This is a genomic window from Nonomuraea sp. NPDC050202, assembly GCF_040656115.1.
In the GTDB taxonomy this organism is placed as follows: Bacteria; Actinomycetota; Actinomycetes; order Streptosporangiales; family Streptosporangiaceae; genus Nonomuraea.
This window is the reverse complement of record NZ_JBFALF010000033.1, coordinates 84,290-101,327: the sequence shown is the minus strand read 5'-3', so window position 1 is coordinate 101,327 and position 17,038 is coordinate 84,290. Positions and strand designations below refer to the sequence as shown.

Genomic DNA, 17,038 nt, shown 5'->3' with positions numbered 1-17,038 from the left:
CGTCGGCGTGAGCAGCCAGACTTCAAGGTCAGAGCCAGGAAAGGGTTGAGAACGTGCGTAGCTCGATATTTCGGAATCTGGATCCTCAGCAGTTGCCTCCGGGGTTCGCGCTGGAGAACGGCAAGATGTTGCGGGTCCAGTTGCCCCACGAGGTGCTGGCCAAGCAGGGGTCCATGGTCGCCTTCCAGGGGCAGATGGACTTCGACTACGAGGGCTCCGGCGGGCTCGGGAAGATGTTCAAGAAGGCGATGACGGGCGAGGGCGCCTCGCTGATGCGGGTACGCGGTGAGGGCCTGCTCTACCTGGCCGACAACGCCGACGACATCCACCTGTTCTACCTGGAGAACGAGGGGATCACGGTCAACGGGCGCAACCTGCTGGCCTTCCAGCCGCAGCTCTCCTGGGACATCCAGCGGGTCCAGGGGGCCGGGGTGGCTGCCGGCGGGCTGTTCAACACCACGGTGACGGGCACGGGGTGGGTGGCCGTGACCACGCATGGCACGCCGGTGCTGCTGGACGTGGCGCGTATGCCGACGTTCGCGGACGGGCAGTCCGCGGTGTGCTGGAGCGCTGGGCTGCAGGTCGGGGTCAACCGGACGATGAAGGTGGGGGCGTTGATCGGCCGGGGGAGCGGGGAGGCCATGCAGCTCGCGTTCAGGGGGCAGGGGTTCGTGCTGGTGCAGGCCAGTGAAGGGGTGCCTGTGGTGCAGGCCTCCCGATAGAGGCCCTGGACAGGTAATTAGCTAATTGCCATAATGGTGGCGTGCTGGACGTCGACCTGGTCAAGGCGCTGGCCAATGACAAGAGGCTGCTGATCCTGGAGTGGTTGCGCGAGCCCGAGCGGCACTTCCGGCCGCAGCGCGACGGCGACCTCGTCCGTGACGGCGTGTGCTCGCTGTTCATCGCCGAGAAGCTGGGTGTGAGCCAGCCGACCTGCGGCGAGCATCTCAAGGTGCTCGCCAAGGCGGGCCTGATCCGTGGCCGGAAGATCAAGCAGTGGGTGTTCTACCAGCGTGACGAAGGCCGGATCGCCGCGGCGAAGGAGTTGTTGAGCAGTGACTGGTGAGCCGTACGCCGCCTACGAGCGCCTGATCGCCGACATGGACGCCGCGGGAGCGCGTTACCGGCTGATCGACCACGCGCCCGAGGGGCGGACCGAGCTGGTCAGCGCGCTGCGCGGGCACGACGTCTCGCAGGCCGCCAAGTGCCTGATCGTGATGGTGAAGATCGGCAAGAAGCAGACCCGGTACGTGCTGGCCGTCGTGCCCGGCGACGCCCGGCTCGATCTGCAGGCCGTCAAGGCGCTGCTCGGCGGCACGTACGTGGCCTTCGCTGGCACGGAGAAGGCCGAGGAACTGGCGGGCAGCGTGAGCGGGACCGTGCTGCCGTTCAGCTACGATCCCCGGCTCGAGCTGGTCGCCGATCCTTCCCTGCTGGACCAGCCCGAGCTGTACTTCAACGCCGCCAGGCTCGACCGCTCCGTGGCGCTGGCCACCGACGACTACGTACGGCTGGCAGCGCCCCGCCTGGCGCCCGTGACGAGCGACGAAGCCCCCGTGACGAGCGACGAAGCCCCCATGACGGGCGACGAAGCCCCCATGACGGGCGACGGGGCCGCCGCCACGGGCGACAAGCCCCCCGTTACGAGCAACGAGGCCGCCGTCACGAGCAGCTAGGCGTGGGGGCGGTGTTCGTGCCGTTCCAGGAGCCCAGGAACCCGAACGTGGTCGATGCCCCGGGCGCGAGCAGGCCGTTCCACGAGGCGTTGCGCACGGTCACCGAGGACCCGCTCGCGCTCAGCGTGCCGCCCCAGAGCTGGGTGATCTGCTGACCGCCCGCGTACGTCCACGCCACGGTCCACGCGGACCTGGACGTGGTTCCGGTGTTGGTGACGGTGACCTCGCCCTGGAAGCCGCCCTGCCACTGCCCGGTGGTCTTGTACGTGGCCGCGCATCCACCCGGGGGCGGAGGCGTGGTGGTGGTGACGGTGGGCGTGGCGGTGCCGCCGCCGGCCAGGGCGTCCACCAGCGCCGGGTACCACTTGTCGGACATCTTCTGGTCACCCGAGGCGTTCGGGTGCACCCCGTCGTAGGTGTCGGTGCTCGTGCTGAAGCCGGTCCACTGGTCCACCACGACGATCGGCGACTGCGGGGTGGTGGTCGCGGCGGCCCAGGCGGGGATGGCGTTGTTGAAGTTCACGGTGCGCTGGGCGCATTCGGCGCAGGAGGACGGGTTCATCGGGATGATCTTGGCGACGAGGATCTTCATGTTCGGGTTGCTGGAACGCATCTGGTTCACCAGCGTGGTGAAGGAGCCGAGGATCGTCGCCGGCGCGATGTTGCTCCACACGTCGTTGGTGCCGAAGTGCATCAGCACGATGTCGGGCCGCGTGGCGGAGAGCCAGCCGGGCAGCAGGTTCTGGCCGGCCACGTTGGTCGCGAGGTAGCCGCCGTGTCCCTCGTTGTCGCCGTCGTGGGCCACCCCGCAACCCTGCGGCGGGAGGGTGCCGACGAAGTCGATGTTCGTGTGGCCGGCGCTCTGGAGGCGGTTCCAGAGCAGGGCCCGCCAGCAGCCGGGGGATCCGGTGATCGAGTCGCCCAGGGGCATGATCCTGATGGGGGCGGCGCTGGCCGTGGCCGTCGCGGTGGCGAATAACACCGCCGCGGCCAGGGCCGCCAGCGCGGCCAGCACGGAGCCGGTCTTGCTGCGCATCGTGTGCTCTCCCGTCGTAAGCCTGCGCAGATCGTAGGAGCGGCGGCTCGGCGCCGGGAAGCGCGACGATCATGGCGCGGTGCTGACCTGGGAGTACGGATGTAACTTTCAGCGGCGTACCACCGCGAGCGGGCACGGCGCGTGGTGCAGCAGGGCCTGGCTGATCGAGCCGATGAGCATCCCCGCGAGCTGCCCGTGCCCCCGCGACCCGACCACCAGCAGGTCGGCGCGCATGGAGGCCTCCTTGAGCACCTCCACCGGATGCCCGTGCACGACCTCCGCGATCACGTGCACGCCCGGATGCCGCTCCCGGTGCCCGGCCAGCGATTCCTTCAGCGCACGCAGCGTGTCCTGCTCGCTCTCGCGGGAGGCCGGCTCGAAGCCGCCCGGATGGGGCCAGGCCCAGGCCCGTACGGCCCGCAGCCGCGTGCCGCGCAGCTCGGCCTCGGCGAAGGCGAACTCCAGCGCCCGCGTGGCACCGGGTGAGCCGTCTGCCCCGGCCACGATCTCACCGCGCCGGTACGCGGGCGGCTCGTGGATCAGGACGACGTCCGTACGGGCGTGCGCCGCCACCCCGTACGCGACCGATCCGATCAGCAGCCCCCGCACCCCGCCGATCCCCCGGCTGCCCACCACCAGCAGCTTGGCCTCCTGGGACGCCTTGACCAGCGCCGAGCGGGGGTCGCCCGGCAGCAACACGCGCTCCATGCGCACCTGCGGCCACACGCGTCGCGCGCGGTCGCAGGCGGCGGTGAGCACGGTCTCGGCGCCGTCGCGCATCCACTGCGCCACCTCGGCGTAGTGGACGGCGCCCTCGCACACCCACTTCGGCACGGCGTGCGCCACGGTCAGCGGCTCCTGCCGCAGCTCGGCCTCGGCGGCGGCCCAGCCGGCGGCCTCCAGCCCGGTACGGGAGCCGTCCACACCTACGATGATCATGACAGTGCGTAACACTCCACCTCGGCACGGCGGAACGGCAGCCCCTGTGCCTCGGAGTCGCGGGCGCACCTGCGCTCGGACTTGCTGAGCTTGAGCGTGCCGCAGACGGTCACGCCGGAGTACGTCCGGCAGTCGAGCGCCGGGTCGGCTCTGCCGACGCGGTACATGCGCTCGACCGCGGCACGGCACTTCGCCTTTCCCGTGTCGGAGTAGCGGCACTGGGCGATCAGAGTGTCGTACTGTTCCTGGCTGACTTCGTGCTGATCCATGCCGTCCCCGGCGGCTGCGGTGGCGCCGGACGCGGCCATCACGACGAGTAGTCCTGCGACAGCGGCGAATCTCTTCATGTTTCCCCTGATGGGGACCGTACCGCTCACGGCGATCGCCAAACCTCCGCGGCGAGGTTTCGGGCGTGGTGGGGCGTGGGTACGATCACCGCCGTCCAACGCGGGAGCCCGGTGGGGACCGGGCTGAGAGGACGGCTGACAGCCGCCGACCGCCAGAACCTGCTCCGGATAATGCCGGCGAAGGGAGTTTGCGCGATGACGAACGCGCGCTTTTCCAAGGTCTACACCGGTGAGCTGCGGGTGCCGATGCGCCAGGTGCACCTGTCGAACGGCTCGTCGGTGACCCTGTACGACACCTCGGGCCCGTACACCGACCCCACCTACGAGCCGGACCTGCGGCGCGGACTGCCGCGCCTGCGCGAGCGGTGGATCCGCGAGCGCGAGGAGGCGGGGCAGCCGGTCACGCAGGTCGGGTGCGCCCGGCGCGGGCTGGTGACCAGGGAGATGGAGTTCGTGGCCGTGCGCGAGGGCGTCACCCCCGAGTTCGTACGCGAGGAGGTCGCCGCGGGCCGGGCCATCATCCCCGCGAACGTCAACCATCCCGAGTCCGAGCCGATGATCATCGGCCGCAACTTCCTGGTGAAGATCAACGCCAACATCGGCAACTCCGCCGTCACCTCCTCCATCGAGGAGGAGGTCGAGAAGATGACCTGGGCCACGCGCTGGGGCGCCGACACGATCATGGACCTGTCCACCGGCGCCGACATCCACGAGACCCGCGAGTGGATCCTGCGCAACTCGCCCGTCCCGGTCGGCACCGTGCCCATCTACCAGGCGCTGGAGAAGGTCAAGGGCCGGCCGGAGCTGCTGTCGTGGGAGGTCTACCGCGACACGCTGATCGAGCAGTGCGAGCAGGGCGTCGACTACGTGACCGTGCACGCGGGGGTGCGGCTGGCGCACGTGCCGCTGACCGCCGGGCGCAAGACCGGCATCGTCTCGCGCGGCGGCTCCATCATGGCCGCCTGGTGCCTGGCGCACCACCGCGAGAGCTTCCTGTACGAGAACTTCGCCGAGATGTGCGAGATCCTGGCCCGCTACGACGTGTCGTACTCGCTGGGTGACGGCCTGCGTCCCGGCTCGATCGCGGACGCCAACGACGAGGCCCAGTTCGCCGAGCTGCGCACGCTGGGCGAGCTGTCGGGGATCGCCCGCGAGCACGACGTCCAGGTGATGATCGAGGGGCCGGGCCACGTGCCCATGCACAAGATCAAGGAGAACGTCGACCTGCAGCGCGAGCTCTGCGACGACGCCCCGTTCTACACGCTCGGCCCGCTCGTGACGGACATCGCGCCCGGCTACGACCACATCACCTCGGGCATCGGGGCCGCCATGATCGGCTGGTACGGCACGGCCATGCTCTGCTACGTCACCCCCAAGGAGCATCTCGGCCTGCCGGACAAGGACGACGTCAAGACCGGCGTGATCACGTACAAGATCGCCGCGCACGCCGCGGACCTGGCTAAGGGCCACCCGCAGGCCCAGGCGTGGGACGACGCGCTGTCGGACGCGCGGTTCGAGTTCCGCTGGGAGGACCAGTTCGACCTGTCGCTGGACCCCGAGACGGCGCGCTCGTTCCACGACGAGACGCTGCCGGCCGCGCCCGCCAAGACCGCGCACTTCTGCTCGATGTGCGGGCCCAAGTTCTGCTCGATGCGGATCAGCCACGAGATCAGGCAGGCGGGGTACGCGGAGAAGGCGGCCGAGTTCCGCCGGCTCGGCGGCAACATCTACGTGGAGTGACCCTTTGTCCCATGTCCGAAACCGCAGGTCTGGACAGAGATGACGTGGTGTCCGGCTCTTCCGGTGGCAACGTGACAGGTGAGCCCGGCGCGGCATGGCGAGCGCCGGGGATTCCCGCGACCACCGGAAGAGAGGATCTCTCGTGTCCTTCGCTGCTCGTATGGCCGGTCTTCGCAACCGGGCGGCCGTCGGCGGCGACGGCAAGGGGCACAAGACGTTCCAGACCGCCTCGATCGTGTCCGTCAAGGACGCGGGCCGGGCCTAACCCGGCAGCGTCTCGCCGCCGATCGGGGCCAGCACCTCGCCCGTGTAGTACGACGACAGCCGGTTGGAGGCGAAGAAGACGTACGAAGGGGCGATCTCGTCCGGATCGGCGGCCCGCCCCATCGGCACCTGCTTGCCGAACTTCTCCACCTTCTCCTCCGGCATGGTCGCCGGGATCAGCGGCGTCCACACCGGTCCCGGCGCGACGGCGTTCACCCGGATGCCGCGCTCGACCAGGTTCTGCGCCATGGAGTAGGTGAAGGCGTTGATGGCGCCCTTGGTGGCGGCGTAGTCGATCAGCGACTTGTTGCCGCGCAGGCCGTTGATCGACGAGGTGTTCACGATGGCCGCGCCCTCGCGCAGATGCGGGAGCGCGGCCTTCGTGACGCGGTAGTAGCTGTGGATGTTGACCGCGAACGTGTGCTCCCACTGCTCGTCGTCCAGCTCCTCCAGGCCGCTCACGGGCTCCTGGTAGGCCACGTTGTTCACCAGCACGTCCAGGCCGCCCAGCTCGGACACCGCCTGCTCCACCACCGAGGCGCAGTGGGCGCGGTCGCCCAGGTCGCCGGGCAGCAGCACGCAGCGCCGCCCGGCCTCCTCGACCAGCTTGCGGGTGTGCGCGGCGTCCTCGTGCTCGCTCAGGTACGCGATCGCGACGTCCGCGCCCTCCTTGGCGAACGCCACCGCGACCGCCCTGCCGATGCCCGAGTCGCCGCCGGTGATCAGTGCCTTCTTGCCGCTGAGCAGGTCACGGCCCACGTAGTCGCGCATCTCGTCGCGCGGCTCCGGCGCCATCTCGCCGGTGTGGCCCGGATAGGGCTGTTTCTGGGGTGGTGGTGTTTGCGACATGTCCAGCGGCCTGCCCTTGATCGGGTATGCCTAACGCCAGCTATTTCACGAATCCCTGTGACCTGAGCCAGTCGCGGGCCACCAGCACGGGCACGTCGCCGTCCACGTCCACCTGGGCGTTGAGGGCGCGCATCACGTCGTCGGTCAGCCTCGCGCTGATCGGCGCGAAGATCCGGGCGATCTCCGGATGCGCGTCGGCGACCGGGCGGCGCAGGGTCACCGCCGCGTTGTACAGCGGGAAGAAGTGCCTGTCGTCCTCCAGCAGGACCAGGTCGAGGGCCTTGATCCGGCCGTCGGTCGTGGTGACCATGCCGAGCGTGCACTGGCCGCCGGCGACCGAGTTGTACAGGACGCCGACCGACAGCCTGCGCACGTTCCCCCTCGGGACCTCCTTGCCGTAGGTCAGGCCGTAGCCCCTGAGCATGCCGAGGAAGCCGTCGTCGCGGCCGAAGGTCTCGTGGTCGACGCAGAACGTGCGCCGCGCCACGGGGACCTTCGTCATGTCCGAGATCTTCCTCAGCCCGTACCTCTCGGCCGTGGCTCGGGTGACGCCGATCGTGTAGCTGTTGTTCAGCGGGGCCGGTGGCAGCCAGACGATGCCGTTCTCGCGCAGGTCCAGGTCGCGTACGGCCTCGTACTGCCGTGTGCGATCCGGGATCGGCTTCGCCTGGCCGAGGTAGGTGATCCAGCCGGTGCCGGTGTACTCCCACATCAGGTCGGCGTCGCCCCTGGTCAGCGAGGCGCGCGCGTTCACGCTGCCCTGCACGTTCGTCTGGTCGGCCACGTCCGCGCCGGCGGCGGTGAGGGCGAGCACCGCGATCTTGCCGAGCACGAGCTGCTCCGTGAACTCCTTCGACGTCACCCGGATCCGCGCGCCTTCGAGGCCGGGCACCGGCCGGATGCTGCCCGGCTCGACCGGCGGCACGAACGACGACGCCGGCCGCAGCCCGCACGCCGTGACCGCGACGAGCAGCAGCACCGCCATGAGCACCCTCACGAGAGCCCCTTCGGCGACAGGTAACGCTGCGCGAGCCCGGCCAGCCAGTCGATGAACAGCGCGAGCACCGCGATCAGCACGCACCCCGTGACCAGCACCAGGTTGCGCTGCGTGCTCACCCCCGCGGTGATCAGATCGCCGAGCCCGCCGGAGCCGATGAACGCCGCGATGCCCGCCGTGCCCACGTTCAGCACCAGCGTGGTGCGCACCCCCGACAGGATCACCGGCACCGCCATCGGCAGCTCCACCTTGAACAGCACCCCGGCCGCCGACATGCCGATGCCCCGCCCCGCGTCCACCAGCCGCGGGTCCACCTGCTCGACGCCCACCATCGTGTTGCGCAGCGTCGGCAGCAGGCTGTAGGCGAACAACGCGACCACCGCCGTCCAGAACCCGATGCTGAACAGCACTGCCAGCAGCACCACCAGGCCGACCGCCGGGGTGGCCTGGCCCAGGTTCACCAGGGACAGCACCACGGGCGTCGCCCTGCGCAGCGCCCGCCTGGTGAGCAGCACGCCCAGCGGCAGCGCCACCACCAGCACCAGCACCGTCGAGAAGAACACGAGCTGGATGTGCTCCCAGGTGCGTCTGAGGAGGAACGTCAGGTTCAGCGAGCCCCGCTCGATGCTGTCGAGCGGCACCACCTGCGTGTAGACGACCATCGCGACGCCGACGACCAGGTAGCACAGCGGCGGCAGGAGCACGTGCCACGACCGCCCGATCCGCGGCTCGGGGGTGGTGGCCTCCCTGGCCGCCGCGCTCTCGACCGTCACGGGGCCTCGCCCCTGCGCAGGCGGCGCTCCCGCTCGCGGGCCTTGATGCTCTGGATCGCGTTCTGCACCGTCGCCAGCGACAGCGCCCCCGCGTACGCCCTGCGCCTGCCGAGCACGGGCAGGAAGTCGGTGTCGGCGTTGAGCAGCGTCTCCAGGGCGTCCTGCAAGGTCATGCGGTGGCCGATCGAGCCGGTGATGGGCTCGCCGGCCGTGCCGACCGGGCCGTGGACACCTTCGAGGTCGCTCAGGGCGACCCACCTGAGCGGGCGGCGCATGCCGTCGAGGACCAGCGCGTAGCCGCGGCCGTCGAGCTCGACCTCGCGCACCAGGTCGCGCGCGTCCATGTCCTCCGTCGCGTACGGCACCTGGTCCAGCTCGATGTCGCCCACCTGGGTCAGGCGCAGCAGCCGCATCGAGGAGCCGCCGCCGAGGAACTGCTCGACGTACTCGCTGGCCGGGTTCGTGAGGATCTCGGCCGGTCTGGCGTACTGCACGACGTGGCCGGGGCGCTGCATGATCGCGATGTGGTCGCCGATCTTGAGTGCCTCGTCCACGTCGTGGGTGACGAACACGATCGTCTTGGCCAGCTCCTCCTGCAGGCGCAGCAGCTCGTCCTGGATGCGCTCGCGGCTGATGGGGTCGAGCGCGCCGAACGGCTCGTCCATGAGCAGCACGGGCGGGTCGGCGGCCAGCGCCCTGGCCACGCCGACGCGCTGCTGCTGGCCGCCGGAGAGCCGGCGCGGGTAGTTGTCGCGGAACAGCCCCGGCTCCAGGCCCACCAGGGTGAGCAGCTCGTCCACGCGCTCGGCGATGCGCCTGCGGTCCCAGCCGAGCATCTTCGGCACCTGGGCGACGTTGGCGGCCACCGTCATGTGCGGAAACAGGCCGGCCTGCTGGATCACGTACCCGATGTGCCTGCGCAGGCGGTCGGGGTCGATGTCGCGGGAGTTCTGGCCGCCGATGAGGATGTCGCCCGAGGTCGGCTCGATCAGGCGGTTGATCATGCGCATGGTGGTCGTCTTGCCGCAGCCCGAGGGGCCGAGCAGGACCACGATCTCGCCTGCCGGGATGTTCAGGTCCAGCTCCTGGACGGCCGGCTCGCCGCCGCCGGGGAACGCCTTGGTGACCTTCCGCAGCTCGATCGGCACGCCGCCGGTGGCCGCCTGGTCAGGCACGGACGACCCCCCTCCCCGGCGTGGTGAACCGGCCGAGCAGGACGAAGAAGCCGTCGAAGAGGAGCGCGAGGATCGCCACGCCGATCGTGCCGGTCAGGGCGGAGTTGACCGCGTTCGCGCCGCCCAGCCTGGCCAGGCCCGAGAAGATCTGCTCGCCGAGGCCGGGGCCGGAGACGTACGCGGCCACGGCGCCGATGCCCATCGCGAGCTGTGTGGCGACCCGGATGCCGGTCAGGATCACCGGCCAGGCCAGCGGGAGCTCCACCCTGGTGAGCGATCTGCGGCGGCTCATGCCGATGCCGCGGGCGGCGTCGACCAGCGCCGGGTCCACGCCGCGCAGGCCGACGACGGTGTTGCGGATGATCGGCAGCAGCGCGTACAGCACGATCGCGGTCACGCTCGGCGCCACGCCGAGGCCGAGCGGGGGGATCAGCAGGCCGAGCATGGCCAGCGACGGGATCGTGAACACCACTCCGGCGGCCGACGTGGCGAAGGCCGACGGCCTGGGGCGGCGGTAGGTGGCCACGCCGATGAGCACGCCGAGGACGGCCGCGACCAGCACGCACTGGGCGACCATGCTGGCGTGCTGCACGGTCTCGAAGACGATGAGGTCCCATCGATCCTCGACGTACTCCCACAGGTTCATCCCCGGAAACTTAACCGGCCTTGTCAAACCTCAAACGCCACAGAAGTCACACGGGGCTTGCCGCCGGAGGCGCTCAGGGCTGCAGGGAGGTGACGAACTGGGACATGCCGGTCAGCCAGCGGTCCGGGTCCTCGGCCTTGCGGCGGGCGTACTCGGCGACCTCCGGGTGCGGGAAGATGTGGAAACGCTCGGCGGCCAGGCCGTCGATGACCGCCGTCGCCACGTCCGCGGGGTCCAGGATGGTGCCCGACGCGCGTACCGCCCTGGCCGTCAGGTGGTCGGTGTCGATGCCGTGCTCCAGCATCGCGGTCTGCACGCCCTGCGGGCACAGGACACTGACCTTGACGCCCTGGGAGGCGTAGTGGATGGCCACCCACTCGGCGAACGCGACCGCCGCCGCCTTCGTCACCGCGTACGGGGCGTCGCCGGGGCAGCTGATCAGGCCCGCGGCCGAGCACGTGTTGAGCAGGTAGCCGCCGCCCCTGGCCACCATGGAGGGCACGACGGCGCGGGCGGCGTACACGTGGGCCATCACGTTGACCGCGTACAGGCGGCTCCACTCCTGCTCGGGGGCGTCCAGGCCGTGGCCGCCGATGATGCCGGCGTTGGAGCAGAACAGGTCCACCGGGCCGAACGGGGTGTCGGCGAGCGCGGCCACCTCCGGCTCCGAGGAGACGTCCACGCGCACGGGGACGGCCCGCGAGCCGATCTCCTTGGCCACCGCGGCGGCGCCCGCCTCGTCGAGGTCCGCCACGACCACGCCGGACGCGCCCTCGGCGGCGAACCTGAGCGCGAGCGCGCGGCCGATCCCGCTCGCGGCCCCCGTGACGACGACGACCTTGTCCCGTACCAGCATGAGTGCTCTCCCTCCAGCCACCACCGAACCGGACCGGCGACCCGCACCCGTGCTCGCCCGGCCCGGGGACCGGCACGGTCGCGCGGGCGCTCGCGACTGCCCGTGCCCGCGCGGTCGCCTCGCACGAGCGGGCCGTGCCCGCCACCCGCACGCACAGAACATGATTCTACTGCTGGAGTGGGCCGAGGCCCAGATGAGAGGTTTCTCATCTGGGCCTCAGCGTGGTCTCCTCGAAGGGCGTCAGGGTGAGCGCATGAAACATCGGGGAACGGTGATCCTCCTCGCCCTGCTGGTGGCGGCGGCCGGGGTCGTGTCGGTGGGGCTGGTGCAGGCGGCCGACGAGGAGCTGGACCTGGGCGGGCCCGTCGTGGTCTCGCCGTCGTCCTCGCCCGGCACCGGCAGCGCGTCCAGGTCCGTACGGAGCGAGGATGAGGGGAGCGTGCCCGACCCCGCACGAACAGGGCAGGCGGGCACGTCCGAGCCCGCGCGGGCGGGAGAGGCGTCACCCGGGGCGAGCCCGGGGGCCGTCAAGAGCGGGGAGCCGGTCCGCAGCGAGCGGCCGACGCCGCGCAAGACGAAGGCCGAGCCGGTCAAGCCGCCCTCCCCGAGGCCGGGGGGCGGCGATGATGGTGACGACGATGATGGTGGTGGCGACGATGACGGCGACGACTGATGGGGAGGTCACATGCGGCTGAGCGCCCGTGCCCGGATCGTGGGCTGGATGCTCGTCGTCGTCGGTATCGCCCTGACAGTCGCCGTCTCCGTGACCTGGTCCACCCTGCTGACCCGCCTCGACCACCGGATGGACCTCGAGCTGGGCAACGAGGTCGAGAAGCTCCGGCGGTACGCGGCCACCGCGTACGACCTCCAGACGGGGCGGCCCCTGACCGACGTCGAAGACCTGATGATCGGATACCTCCAGCTCAACGCGCCCGACCGGTGGGAGACCTTCTTCAGCATCCTCGACGGCAAGGCCCACAGGATCACCGCGCTGCCGCCCCCCGTGCGCCTCGACACCGACGAGAAGCTCCTCGCCCGGATGGCCACGGCGACCCGGGTCGAACGTCACGAGATGGAGACCAGCAAGGGAACGGTCCACTATGCGGTGATCCCGGTGAGCGTGGCCGGAGACTCCCGGCGCGGGCACTTCGTCGTGGCGCACTTCTACGATCTCAACCGCGACGACATCGTCGACGCGGTGGGTGCGCTCGGGCTGTCCGCGCTGGCGGCCATGGGGCTGGCGGGGGCGGCCGGTTGGTTCGTCGCGGGGCAGGTGCTGGCGCCGGTGCGGCTCGTCCGCCAGACGGCCGAGCAGATCAGCGACTCCAGCGACCTGACCCGCCGCCTGGACGTGCCGGGCGACGACGACGTGGCGGCGCTCGCCTCGACGTTCAACCACATGCTCGACCGGCTCGAACACGCCTTCGTGGTTCAGCGCCACTTCATGGACGACGCCGGTCACGAGCTGCGTACGCCGATCACGGTCATCCGCGGTCACCTGGAGCTGATGAGCGACGACCCCGACGATCGCGCCGAGACCCTCGCCCTGGTCACCGACGAGCTCGACCGGATGAACCGCATCGTCGACGACCTGCTCACCCTGGCGAAGGCGGAGCAGCCGGGGTTCCTGGCGCTGGACAACGTCGAGCTGGCCGATCTGACGGTCAGCGTGGTCGCCAAGGCCCGGGCGCTGGGCGATCGCCAGTGGCGGGTCGACGAGGTGGCCGAGGCGCGGCTGCCCGCCGACCGGCATCGCCTCACGCAGGCGCTCATGCAGCTCGTGGCGAACGCCGTGCGCCACACCGCCGACGGTGACCTGATCGCCGTCGGCTCCGCCGTGCGTGACGGGCGCGTCGAGCTGTGGGTACGCGACAGCGGCCCGGGGGTCGCGCCGGCCGAGCGGGAGCGGATCTTCGGGCGGTTCGTCCGCGGTGCCGGGCGCACCGGGGCGCACGACGGGGCCGGCCTCGGTCTGGCCATCGTCAGGTCCATCGCCCAGGCCCATGGAGGCACTGTGAAGGTGACGGAGGCTCCCGGGGGAGGGGCCTGTTTTGTCATGTCTCTTCCGCTATGGGAGCTGTGGAGGCTGAGTTGAACCGGATTCTGATCGCCGAGGACGAGGCCAGGATCGCCTCATTCGTGGAGAAGGGGTTGCGGGCCAACGGCTTCGTGACCGCCGTGGTGGGAGACGGGGTCGCGGCGTACGATCTGGCCAGCGCGGGCGGGTTCGACCTGCTCATCCTGGACATCGGGTTGCCGTTGAGCGACGGGTTCACGGTGTTGCGGCGGTTGCGCGAGTCCATGGTGACCATCCCTGTGATCATCTTGACCGCGCGTGACAGCGTGAGCGACACGGTGGCGGGGCTGGAGGGCGGTGCCGACGACTACATCGCCAAGCCCTTCGCCTTCGAGGAGCTCCTGGCCAGGGTGCGGTTGCGGCTGCGGGCCGACCGTACGCCCGAGGTGACCGTGTTGCGGGTGTCCGACCTGTCGCTCGATCTGCGGACGAGGCGGGTGTACGTCGGGGACCGGGCGGTGGACCTGTCGACCAGGGAGTTCGCCCTGGCGGAGATCTTCTGCCGCCATCCCGACCAGGTGCTGACGCGCGAGCAGCTGCTCAGCCACGTGTGGGGGTTCGACTTCGATCCCGGGTCGAACGTGGTGGACGTCTACGTCCGCTACCTGCGCCGCAAGATCGGCGCCGACCGCATCGAGACCGTCCGGGGCACGGGCTACCGCATGAGAGTCGCCTAATCGTCAGCTCACCACCGCTTCACCCCCCACCACCAAGCTGTTCATCAGGAACACTGCGGAAGGAGCGGTTGTGATAACAGGACTGGCGATGGACCTCGGGGCGATCGTGCTGCTCGCCTACGGCCTCTACTTCCGCCGCCACCATCGGCGCGACCTGCTGTTCGCCTACATCGCGCTGAACGTGGGCATCTTCGCGGTCGTGTCGCTGCTGCTGGTCCAGCGGGTCGACATCGCCGTCGGTTTCGGGCTGTTCGGCGTGCTGTCCATCATCCGGCTGCGATCGAGCGAGATCACGCAGCAGGAGATCGCCTACTACTTCGTCGCGATCGTGCTGGGCCTGGTCAACGGCATCGCCGGCGCGTGGCCGCTGACGGCGCTCCTGCTGAACGGGGTGCTGCTGGCGGTGATGTACATCGCCGACCACCCCGGCCTCCTCGGGCGGACCCGCCACCAGGTCGTGACGCTGGACGTGGTGCACGCCGACCCCGAGGCGTTGCGGGTGGATCTGGAGAGCCGGTTGCGGGCGCGGGTGCTGCAGTGCGAGGTCACGCAGGTGGACTACGTGCGGGACGTGACGGTGGTGGACGTGCGGTTCATGGCCCCCAACGCGAGGGTCGGTGTGCGGTGACGCGGGAGCCGGGACGGGTTGTCGATCCCCCGGCCGGACACGCCTGCAGTCACCTGGGCGAGGACGGCGGGAGCGCGCGGGGATCGGCGGAGGTGGGCGGCGGCTCCGCGGACGTGGCGACGCGATCCAGGGCGGGCGCGCGCACGTGGTTCCCGCCGGCGGCGGGCGGATGGACGGGGAGGGGTGCGCATGGCTGAGCCGTACGCGGATGCGTTGCTCGCGGGGGTAGCCGCCACGATGCCGGCGGTCGGGCTGGAGGAGGTGCCGGAGCTGATGAGCCGGGTCGACTGCAAGTACATCGTCACCGCCTCCACCATGGCGCGGCTCGCGGCGGAGCTGGGCGACCGCTTCCTCGCGTTGCGGATCGAGGGGCGGCGGCAGTTCCGTTACACCTCCACCTACTTCGACACCCCCGGCCTGCTCACCTACCACCAGCATCGGCAGGATCGGCGGCGCAGGTTCAAGCTCCGCACGCGTACCTATCTCGACGGGGGCGGCCAGTGGCTGGAGCTCAAGCTCAGCGGCGCGCGGGGCAGCACCGACAAGCACCGCATCCCCTACGACGGGGTGCCGAGCCACACGCTCACGAATCAGGCGCTGGAGTTCGTCCATGACACGCTGCTCAGCGAGCTGCGCCTGATCGCGCCCGAGACGCTGGAGCCGGTGCTGGCCACCGACTACAAGCGGGTGACGCTCATCGACCGCTCCGGCACGGCACGGCTGACCTGCGACACGGGGCTGGTGTGCCGTGACGGGCAGCGCAGCAGTCCGGCGCGTGGTGACCTGGTGCTGCTGGAGTCGAAGTCGGTGGACGGGAAGGCGCTGATCGACAAGGTGCTGCGGGGGTTGGGGGTGCGGCCGGTGACTGTGAGCAAGTACTGCCTCGCGGTCGCCGCGCTCCGGGAGCTGCCCGCCAACCGGTGGCATCCGGTGTTGCAGCGCTACTTCGTGCATCGGCCTGGTCCTCGGCGCCCGGCCGCCCGGGGGCACTCGTCCAGGTCGTCGCACGGGGCCTCGGCGGGCTCCTGGTCCGGGCCGTCGGCAGAGTCCTGACGGGCCTTCAGCAGGGTCTCGCCTCGGCTGCGGCCGGGGGCGGGAGGTCGCCTCCTCGGAGCGGCGGCGGAACGTCGAGGCGGCTGGCATAGTGATCGGCCATGGACGTCGCCAGATGGCAGCTGATCGATGAGTCCGTCCGGGACGAGATCGCGGAGGAGGTCCGCACCGCCGTGGCCGCCGGGCGTCACGACTTCGAGCGGGTGGTCCGAGGCGTGATCGAGACCTGGATGGACGAGGTCGAGGACCAGGACCTGCTGGACGAGGCGATCAGGGGCGTCGTGGCCGAGGAGTTCGCCGGGCATCTCGCCGCCCAGGCCGGCTGGCCCGCTGTCACGGACAACGATCGGTTGAGCCTGGCCATGGGAGAGCTCGCGATGGCGGGGATCCTGGCCAGGGAGCACCACACCTGCTGCATGAGCTGCGGGATCGCCGAGATCGGCAGGGAGATCAGCGGGCTTTCCGGGGTGCGGGGCTACGTCTTCTACCACGAGCAGGACGTCGAGAGGGCTGTGGCGGGTGGCGGCATCCATCTCGCGTTCGGGCCCAGCGAGCTCGGTGGGGGGAGAAAGCGTGGTCCGGGCGGTGGGATCGGGGTGGAGATCGCCGAGGTGCTGCGGCGCCGGGGGCTGCACGTCGAGTGGAGCGGGGACGACGGGCAGCGGATCCACGTCCGGGTGAACTGGCAGCGGCGGCGCTTCGGGTGGTTGGCGCAACATCCGGGAACGGCCGGCGGCGGCGAGCCCGGGCCGGGGCTGCTGGTCACCTTCTGCGACCCCTCCTGGGCCGCTGGGGACGAGCCGGTCGTCATGTCGGCGCAGGAGAGCCGGGATCTGCTGCTCCGGCTGACTCCGCGTGATGGCACCTTCGCCTCCTACGAGGGGGCGTCGGGGAGTGTCCTGCAGTTCGCGTGGGAGGGCGGGACCCGGCTCTGGGCGGAGACGCCGGATGCGGCGGCCGGGTGCTCCCACGGGCGGCATGTGACCCTCGACGAGGGGCTGGCGATGATCGCGGTGCTGGTGGAGGAGGGGCGGATCGGGCTGCGGGACTTGGGGGAGCTGGAGGAAGTTTCCTGGTCCTAGGGCGTTTCGCCGCGAATCCGGCGGGCCGGCGGTGCCGCGAAGCCCGAGCCGCCAGGGCCCTTCGCGACGGTGGGGCGATTGACACCCTTATGGCTAACCGCTATCTATAGGCTAACCGTTAGGGGAGGGTGTAAGCGCAGTGCTGGCGATGCTCGCCGAGAAACCGTCGCACGAGTGGCAACGGGTGACCGGGCCGTGAGTGACAGCAGCTTCGGGCCGGAGC

19 protein-coding genes and 1 riboswitch are annotated in these 17,038 nt (G+C 70.5%); of the genes, 10 read left to right on the top strand and 9 right to left on the bottom strand.

Going from position 1 to position 17,038, the window contains the following annotated elements:
• Positions 1–53: 53 nt before the first annotated feature.
• From AB0I79_RS48710 to AB0I79_RS48700, 3 genes are read left to right on the top strand one after another with little or no spacing between them, the layout of a single operon-like run.
• Positions 54–722, top strand: coding sequence for an AIM24 family protein (locus AB0I79_RS48710; RefSeq protein WP_357889057.1), 669 nt, complete (start codon positions 54–56; stop codon positions 720–722).
• Positions 723–763: 41 nt separating this feature from the next.
• A complete protein-coding gene (locus AB0I79_RS48705; RefSeq protein ID WP_357889054.1) occupies positions 764–1,066 on the top strand; it encodes a winged helix-turn-helix domain-containing protein in 303 nt (100 codons plus the stop codon).
• A complete protein-coding gene (locus AB0I79_RS48700; RefSeq protein WP_357889051.1) occupies positions 1,056–1,676 on the top strand; it encodes a YbaK/prolyl-tRNA synthetase associated domain-containing protein in 621 nt (206 codons plus the stop codon). Before AB0I79_RS48705 ends, AB0I79_RS48700 begins: the two co-directional genes overlap by 11 nt.
• On the opposite strand, the gene AB0I79_RS48695 is transcribed toward AB0I79_RS48700, so the two are convergent.
• The 3 genes from AB0I79_RS48695 to AB0I79_RS48685 form a co-directional block, all read right to left on the bottom strand.
• Positions 1,663–2,712 carry a cellulose binding domain-containing protein gene (locus AB0I79_RS48695; RefSeq protein WP_357889048.1) on the bottom strand — a complete coding sequence of 350 codons (1,050 nt, stop codon included), beginning with the start codon at positions 2,710–2,712 and terminating at the stop codon, positions 1,663–1,665. The two genes, AB0I79_RS48700 and AB0I79_RS48695, sit on opposite strands and share 14 nt — an antisense overlap.
• Positions 2,713–2,820: 108 nt before the next feature.
• Positions 2,821–3,651, bottom strand: a complete 831-nt coding sequence (locus tag AB0I79_RS48690; protein WP_357889045.1) for a universal stress protein — start codon at positions 3,649–3,651, stop codon at positions 2,821–2,823.
• The gene (locus AB0I79_RS48685) at positions 3,648–3,998 is read right to left on the bottom strand and encodes a hypothetical protein (protein ID WP_357889041.1); all 351 of its coding nucleotides are present in this window, start codon (positions 3,996–3,998) and stop codon (positions 3,648–3,650) included. The genes AB0I79_RS48690 and AB0I79_RS48685 overlap by 4 nt, the downstream gene beginning before the upstream one ends.
• Before the next feature lie 90 nt (positions 3,999–4,088).
• A riboswitch (TPP riboswitch) is annotated at positions 4,089–4,201 on the top strand.
• Here AB0I79_RS48685 and thiC point away from each other — a divergent pair.
• Positions 4,194–5,738: a phosphomethylpyrimidine synthase ThiC gene (gene thiC, locus AB0I79_RS48680; RefSeq protein WP_357889037.1), complete on the top strand. Its 1,545-nt coding sequence runs from the start codon at positions 4,194–4,196 to the stop codon at positions 5,736–5,738. It overlaps the preceding riboswitch by 8 nt.
• A 261-nt stretch (positions 5,739–5,999) precedes the next feature.
• Here the strand turns inward: thiC and AB0I79_RS48675 are convergent, their stop codons facing one another.
• The 6 genes from AB0I79_RS48675 to AB0I79_RS48650 all read right to left on the bottom strand — a co-directional run bounded on the left by AB0I79_RS48675 (position 6,000) and on the right by AB0I79_RS48650 (position 11,298).
• A complete protein-coding gene (locus AB0I79_RS48675; RefSeq protein ID WP_357889034.1) occupies positions 6,000–6,851 on the bottom strand; it encodes an SDR family oxidoreductase in 852 nt (283 codons plus the stop codon).
• Positions 6,852–6,891: 40 nt separating this feature from the next.
• Positions 6,892–7,848 (bottom strand): glycine betaine ABC transporter substrate-binding protein, encoded by a 957-nt coding sequence (locus tag AB0I79_RS48670; RefSeq protein ID WP_357889031.1) that lies wholly within the window; start codon positions 7,846–7,848, stop codon positions 6,892–6,894.
• Positions 7,845–8,621, bottom strand: coding sequence for an ABC transporter permease (locus tag AB0I79_RS48665; protein WP_357889028.1), 777 nt, complete (start codon positions 8,619–8,621; stop codon positions 7,845–7,847). The genes AB0I79_RS48670 and AB0I79_RS48665 overlap by 4 nt, the downstream gene beginning before the upstream one ends.
• Complete coding sequence (locus tag AB0I79_RS48660) at positions 8,618–9,796, bottom strand: ABC transporter ATP-binding protein (protein ID WP_357889024.1); 1,179 nt, start codon at positions 9,794–9,796, stop codon at positions 8,618–8,620. The genes AB0I79_RS48665 and AB0I79_RS48660 overlap by 4 nt, the downstream gene beginning before the upstream one ends.
• Positions 9,789–10,442: an ABC transporter permease gene (locus tag AB0I79_RS48655; RefSeq protein WP_357889021.1), complete on the bottom strand. Its 654-nt coding sequence runs from the start codon at positions 10,440–10,442 to the stop codon at positions 9,789–9,791. The genes AB0I79_RS48660 and AB0I79_RS48655 overlap by 8 nt, the downstream gene beginning before the upstream one ends.
• A 73-nt stretch (positions 10,443–10,515) precedes the next feature.
• The gene (locus AB0I79_RS48650) at positions 10,516–11,298 is read right to left on the bottom strand and encodes an SDR family oxidoreductase (RefSeq protein WP_357889018.1); all 783 of its coding nucleotides are present in this window, start codon (positions 11,296–11,298) and stop codon (positions 10,516–10,518) included.
• A 253-nt stretch (positions 11,299–11,551) separates the two neighbouring features.
• Here AB0I79_RS48650 and AB0I79_RS48645 point away from each other — a divergent pair, with 253 nt between their 5' ends.
• From AB0I79_RS48645 to AB0I79_RS48620, 6 genes are all read left to right on the top strand, one after another.
• Complete coding sequence (locus AB0I79_RS48645) at positions 11,552–11,971, top strand: hypothetical protein (RefSeq protein ID WP_357889015.1); 420 nt, start codon at positions 11,552–11,554, stop codon at positions 11,969–11,971.
• 12 nt (positions 11,972–11,983) lie between these two features.
• Entirely contained in the window at positions 11,984–13,393 is a 1,410-nt protein-coding gene (locus AB0I79_RS48640) for a HAMP domain-containing sensor histidine kinase (RefSeq protein ID WP_357889013.1), read from the top strand.
• On the top strand, positions 13,390–14,052 hold the full coding sequence (locus AB0I79_RS48635) for a response regulator transcription factor (protein WP_185109788.1): 663 nt from the start codon (positions 13,390–13,392) through the stop codon (positions 14,050–14,052). The genes AB0I79_RS48640 and AB0I79_RS48635 overlap by 4 nt, the downstream gene beginning before the upstream one ends.
• Before the next feature lie 88 nt (positions 14,053–14,140).
• Entirely contained in the window at positions 14,141–14,680 is a 540-nt protein-coding gene (locus AB0I79_RS48630; RefSeq protein WP_357889133.1) for a DUF4956 domain-containing protein, read from the top strand.
• A 189-nt stretch (positions 14,681–14,869) separates the two neighbouring features.
• Positions 14,870–15,733, top strand: a complete 864-nt coding sequence (locus AB0I79_RS48625; protein WP_357889010.1) for a polyphosphate polymerase domain-containing protein — start codon at positions 14,870–14,872, stop codon at positions 15,731–15,733.
• 101 nt (positions 15,734–15,834) lie between these two features.
• Positions 15,835–16,815, top strand: a complete 981-nt coding sequence (locus AB0I79_RS48620) for a hypothetical protein (protein ID WP_357889007.1) — start codon at positions 15,835–15,837, stop codon at positions 16,813–16,815.
• The last annotated feature ends 223 nt before the right edge of the window (positions 16,816–17,038 follow it).

Bases quoted from the DNA above. Each gene is read 5' to 3' on its own strand.
- AB0I79_RS48695 (WP_357889048.1), bottom strand. From the start codon at position 2,712: ATGCGCAGCAAGACCGGCTCCGTGCTGGCCGCGCTGGCGGCCCTGGCC.
- AB0I79_RS48690 (WP_357889045.1), bottom strand. From the start codon at position 3,651: ATGATCATCGTAGGTGTGGACGGCTCCCGTACCGGGCTGGAGGCCGCC.
- AB0I79_RS48685 (WP_357889041.1), bottom strand. From the start codon at position 3,998: ATGAAGAGATTCGCCGCTGTCGCAGGACTACTCGTCGTGATGGCCGCG.
- thiC (WP_357889037.1), top strand. From the start codon at position 4,194: ATGACGAACGCGCGCTTTTCCAAGGTCTACACCGGTGAGCTGCGGGTG.
- AB0I79_RS48675 (WP_357889034.1), bottom strand. From the start codon at position 6,851: ATGTCGCAAACACCACCACCCCAGAAACAGCCCTATCCGGGCCACACC.
- AB0I79_RS48655 (WP_357889021.1), bottom strand. From the start codon at position 10,442: ATGAACCTGTGGGAGTACGTCGAGGATCGATGGGACCTCATCGTCTTC.
- AB0I79_RS48650 (WP_357889018.1), bottom strand. From the start codon at position 11,298: ATGCTGGTACGGGACAAGGTCGTCGTCGTCACGGGGGCCGCGAGCGGG.
- AB0I79_RS48645 (WP_357889015.1), top strand. From the start codon at position 11,552: ATGAAACATCGGGGAACGGTGATCCTCCTCGCCCTGCTGGTGGCGGCG.
- AB0I79_RS48640 (WP_357889013.1), top strand. From the start codon at position 11,984: ATGCGGCTGAGCGCCCGTGCCCGGATCGTGGGCTGGATGCTCGTCGTC.
- AB0I79_RS48630 (WP_357889133.1), top strand. From the start codon at position 14,141: ATGGACCTCGGGGCGATCGTGCTGCTCGCCTACGGCCTCTACTTCCGC.
- AB0I79_RS48625 (WP_357889010.1), top strand. From the start codon at position 14,870: ATGGCTGAGCCGTACGCGGATGCGTTGCTCGCGGGGGTAGCCGCCACG.
- AB0I79_RS48620 (WP_357889007.1), top strand. From the start codon at position 15,835: ATGGACGTCGCCAGATGGCAGCTGATCGATGAGTCCGTCCGGGACGAG.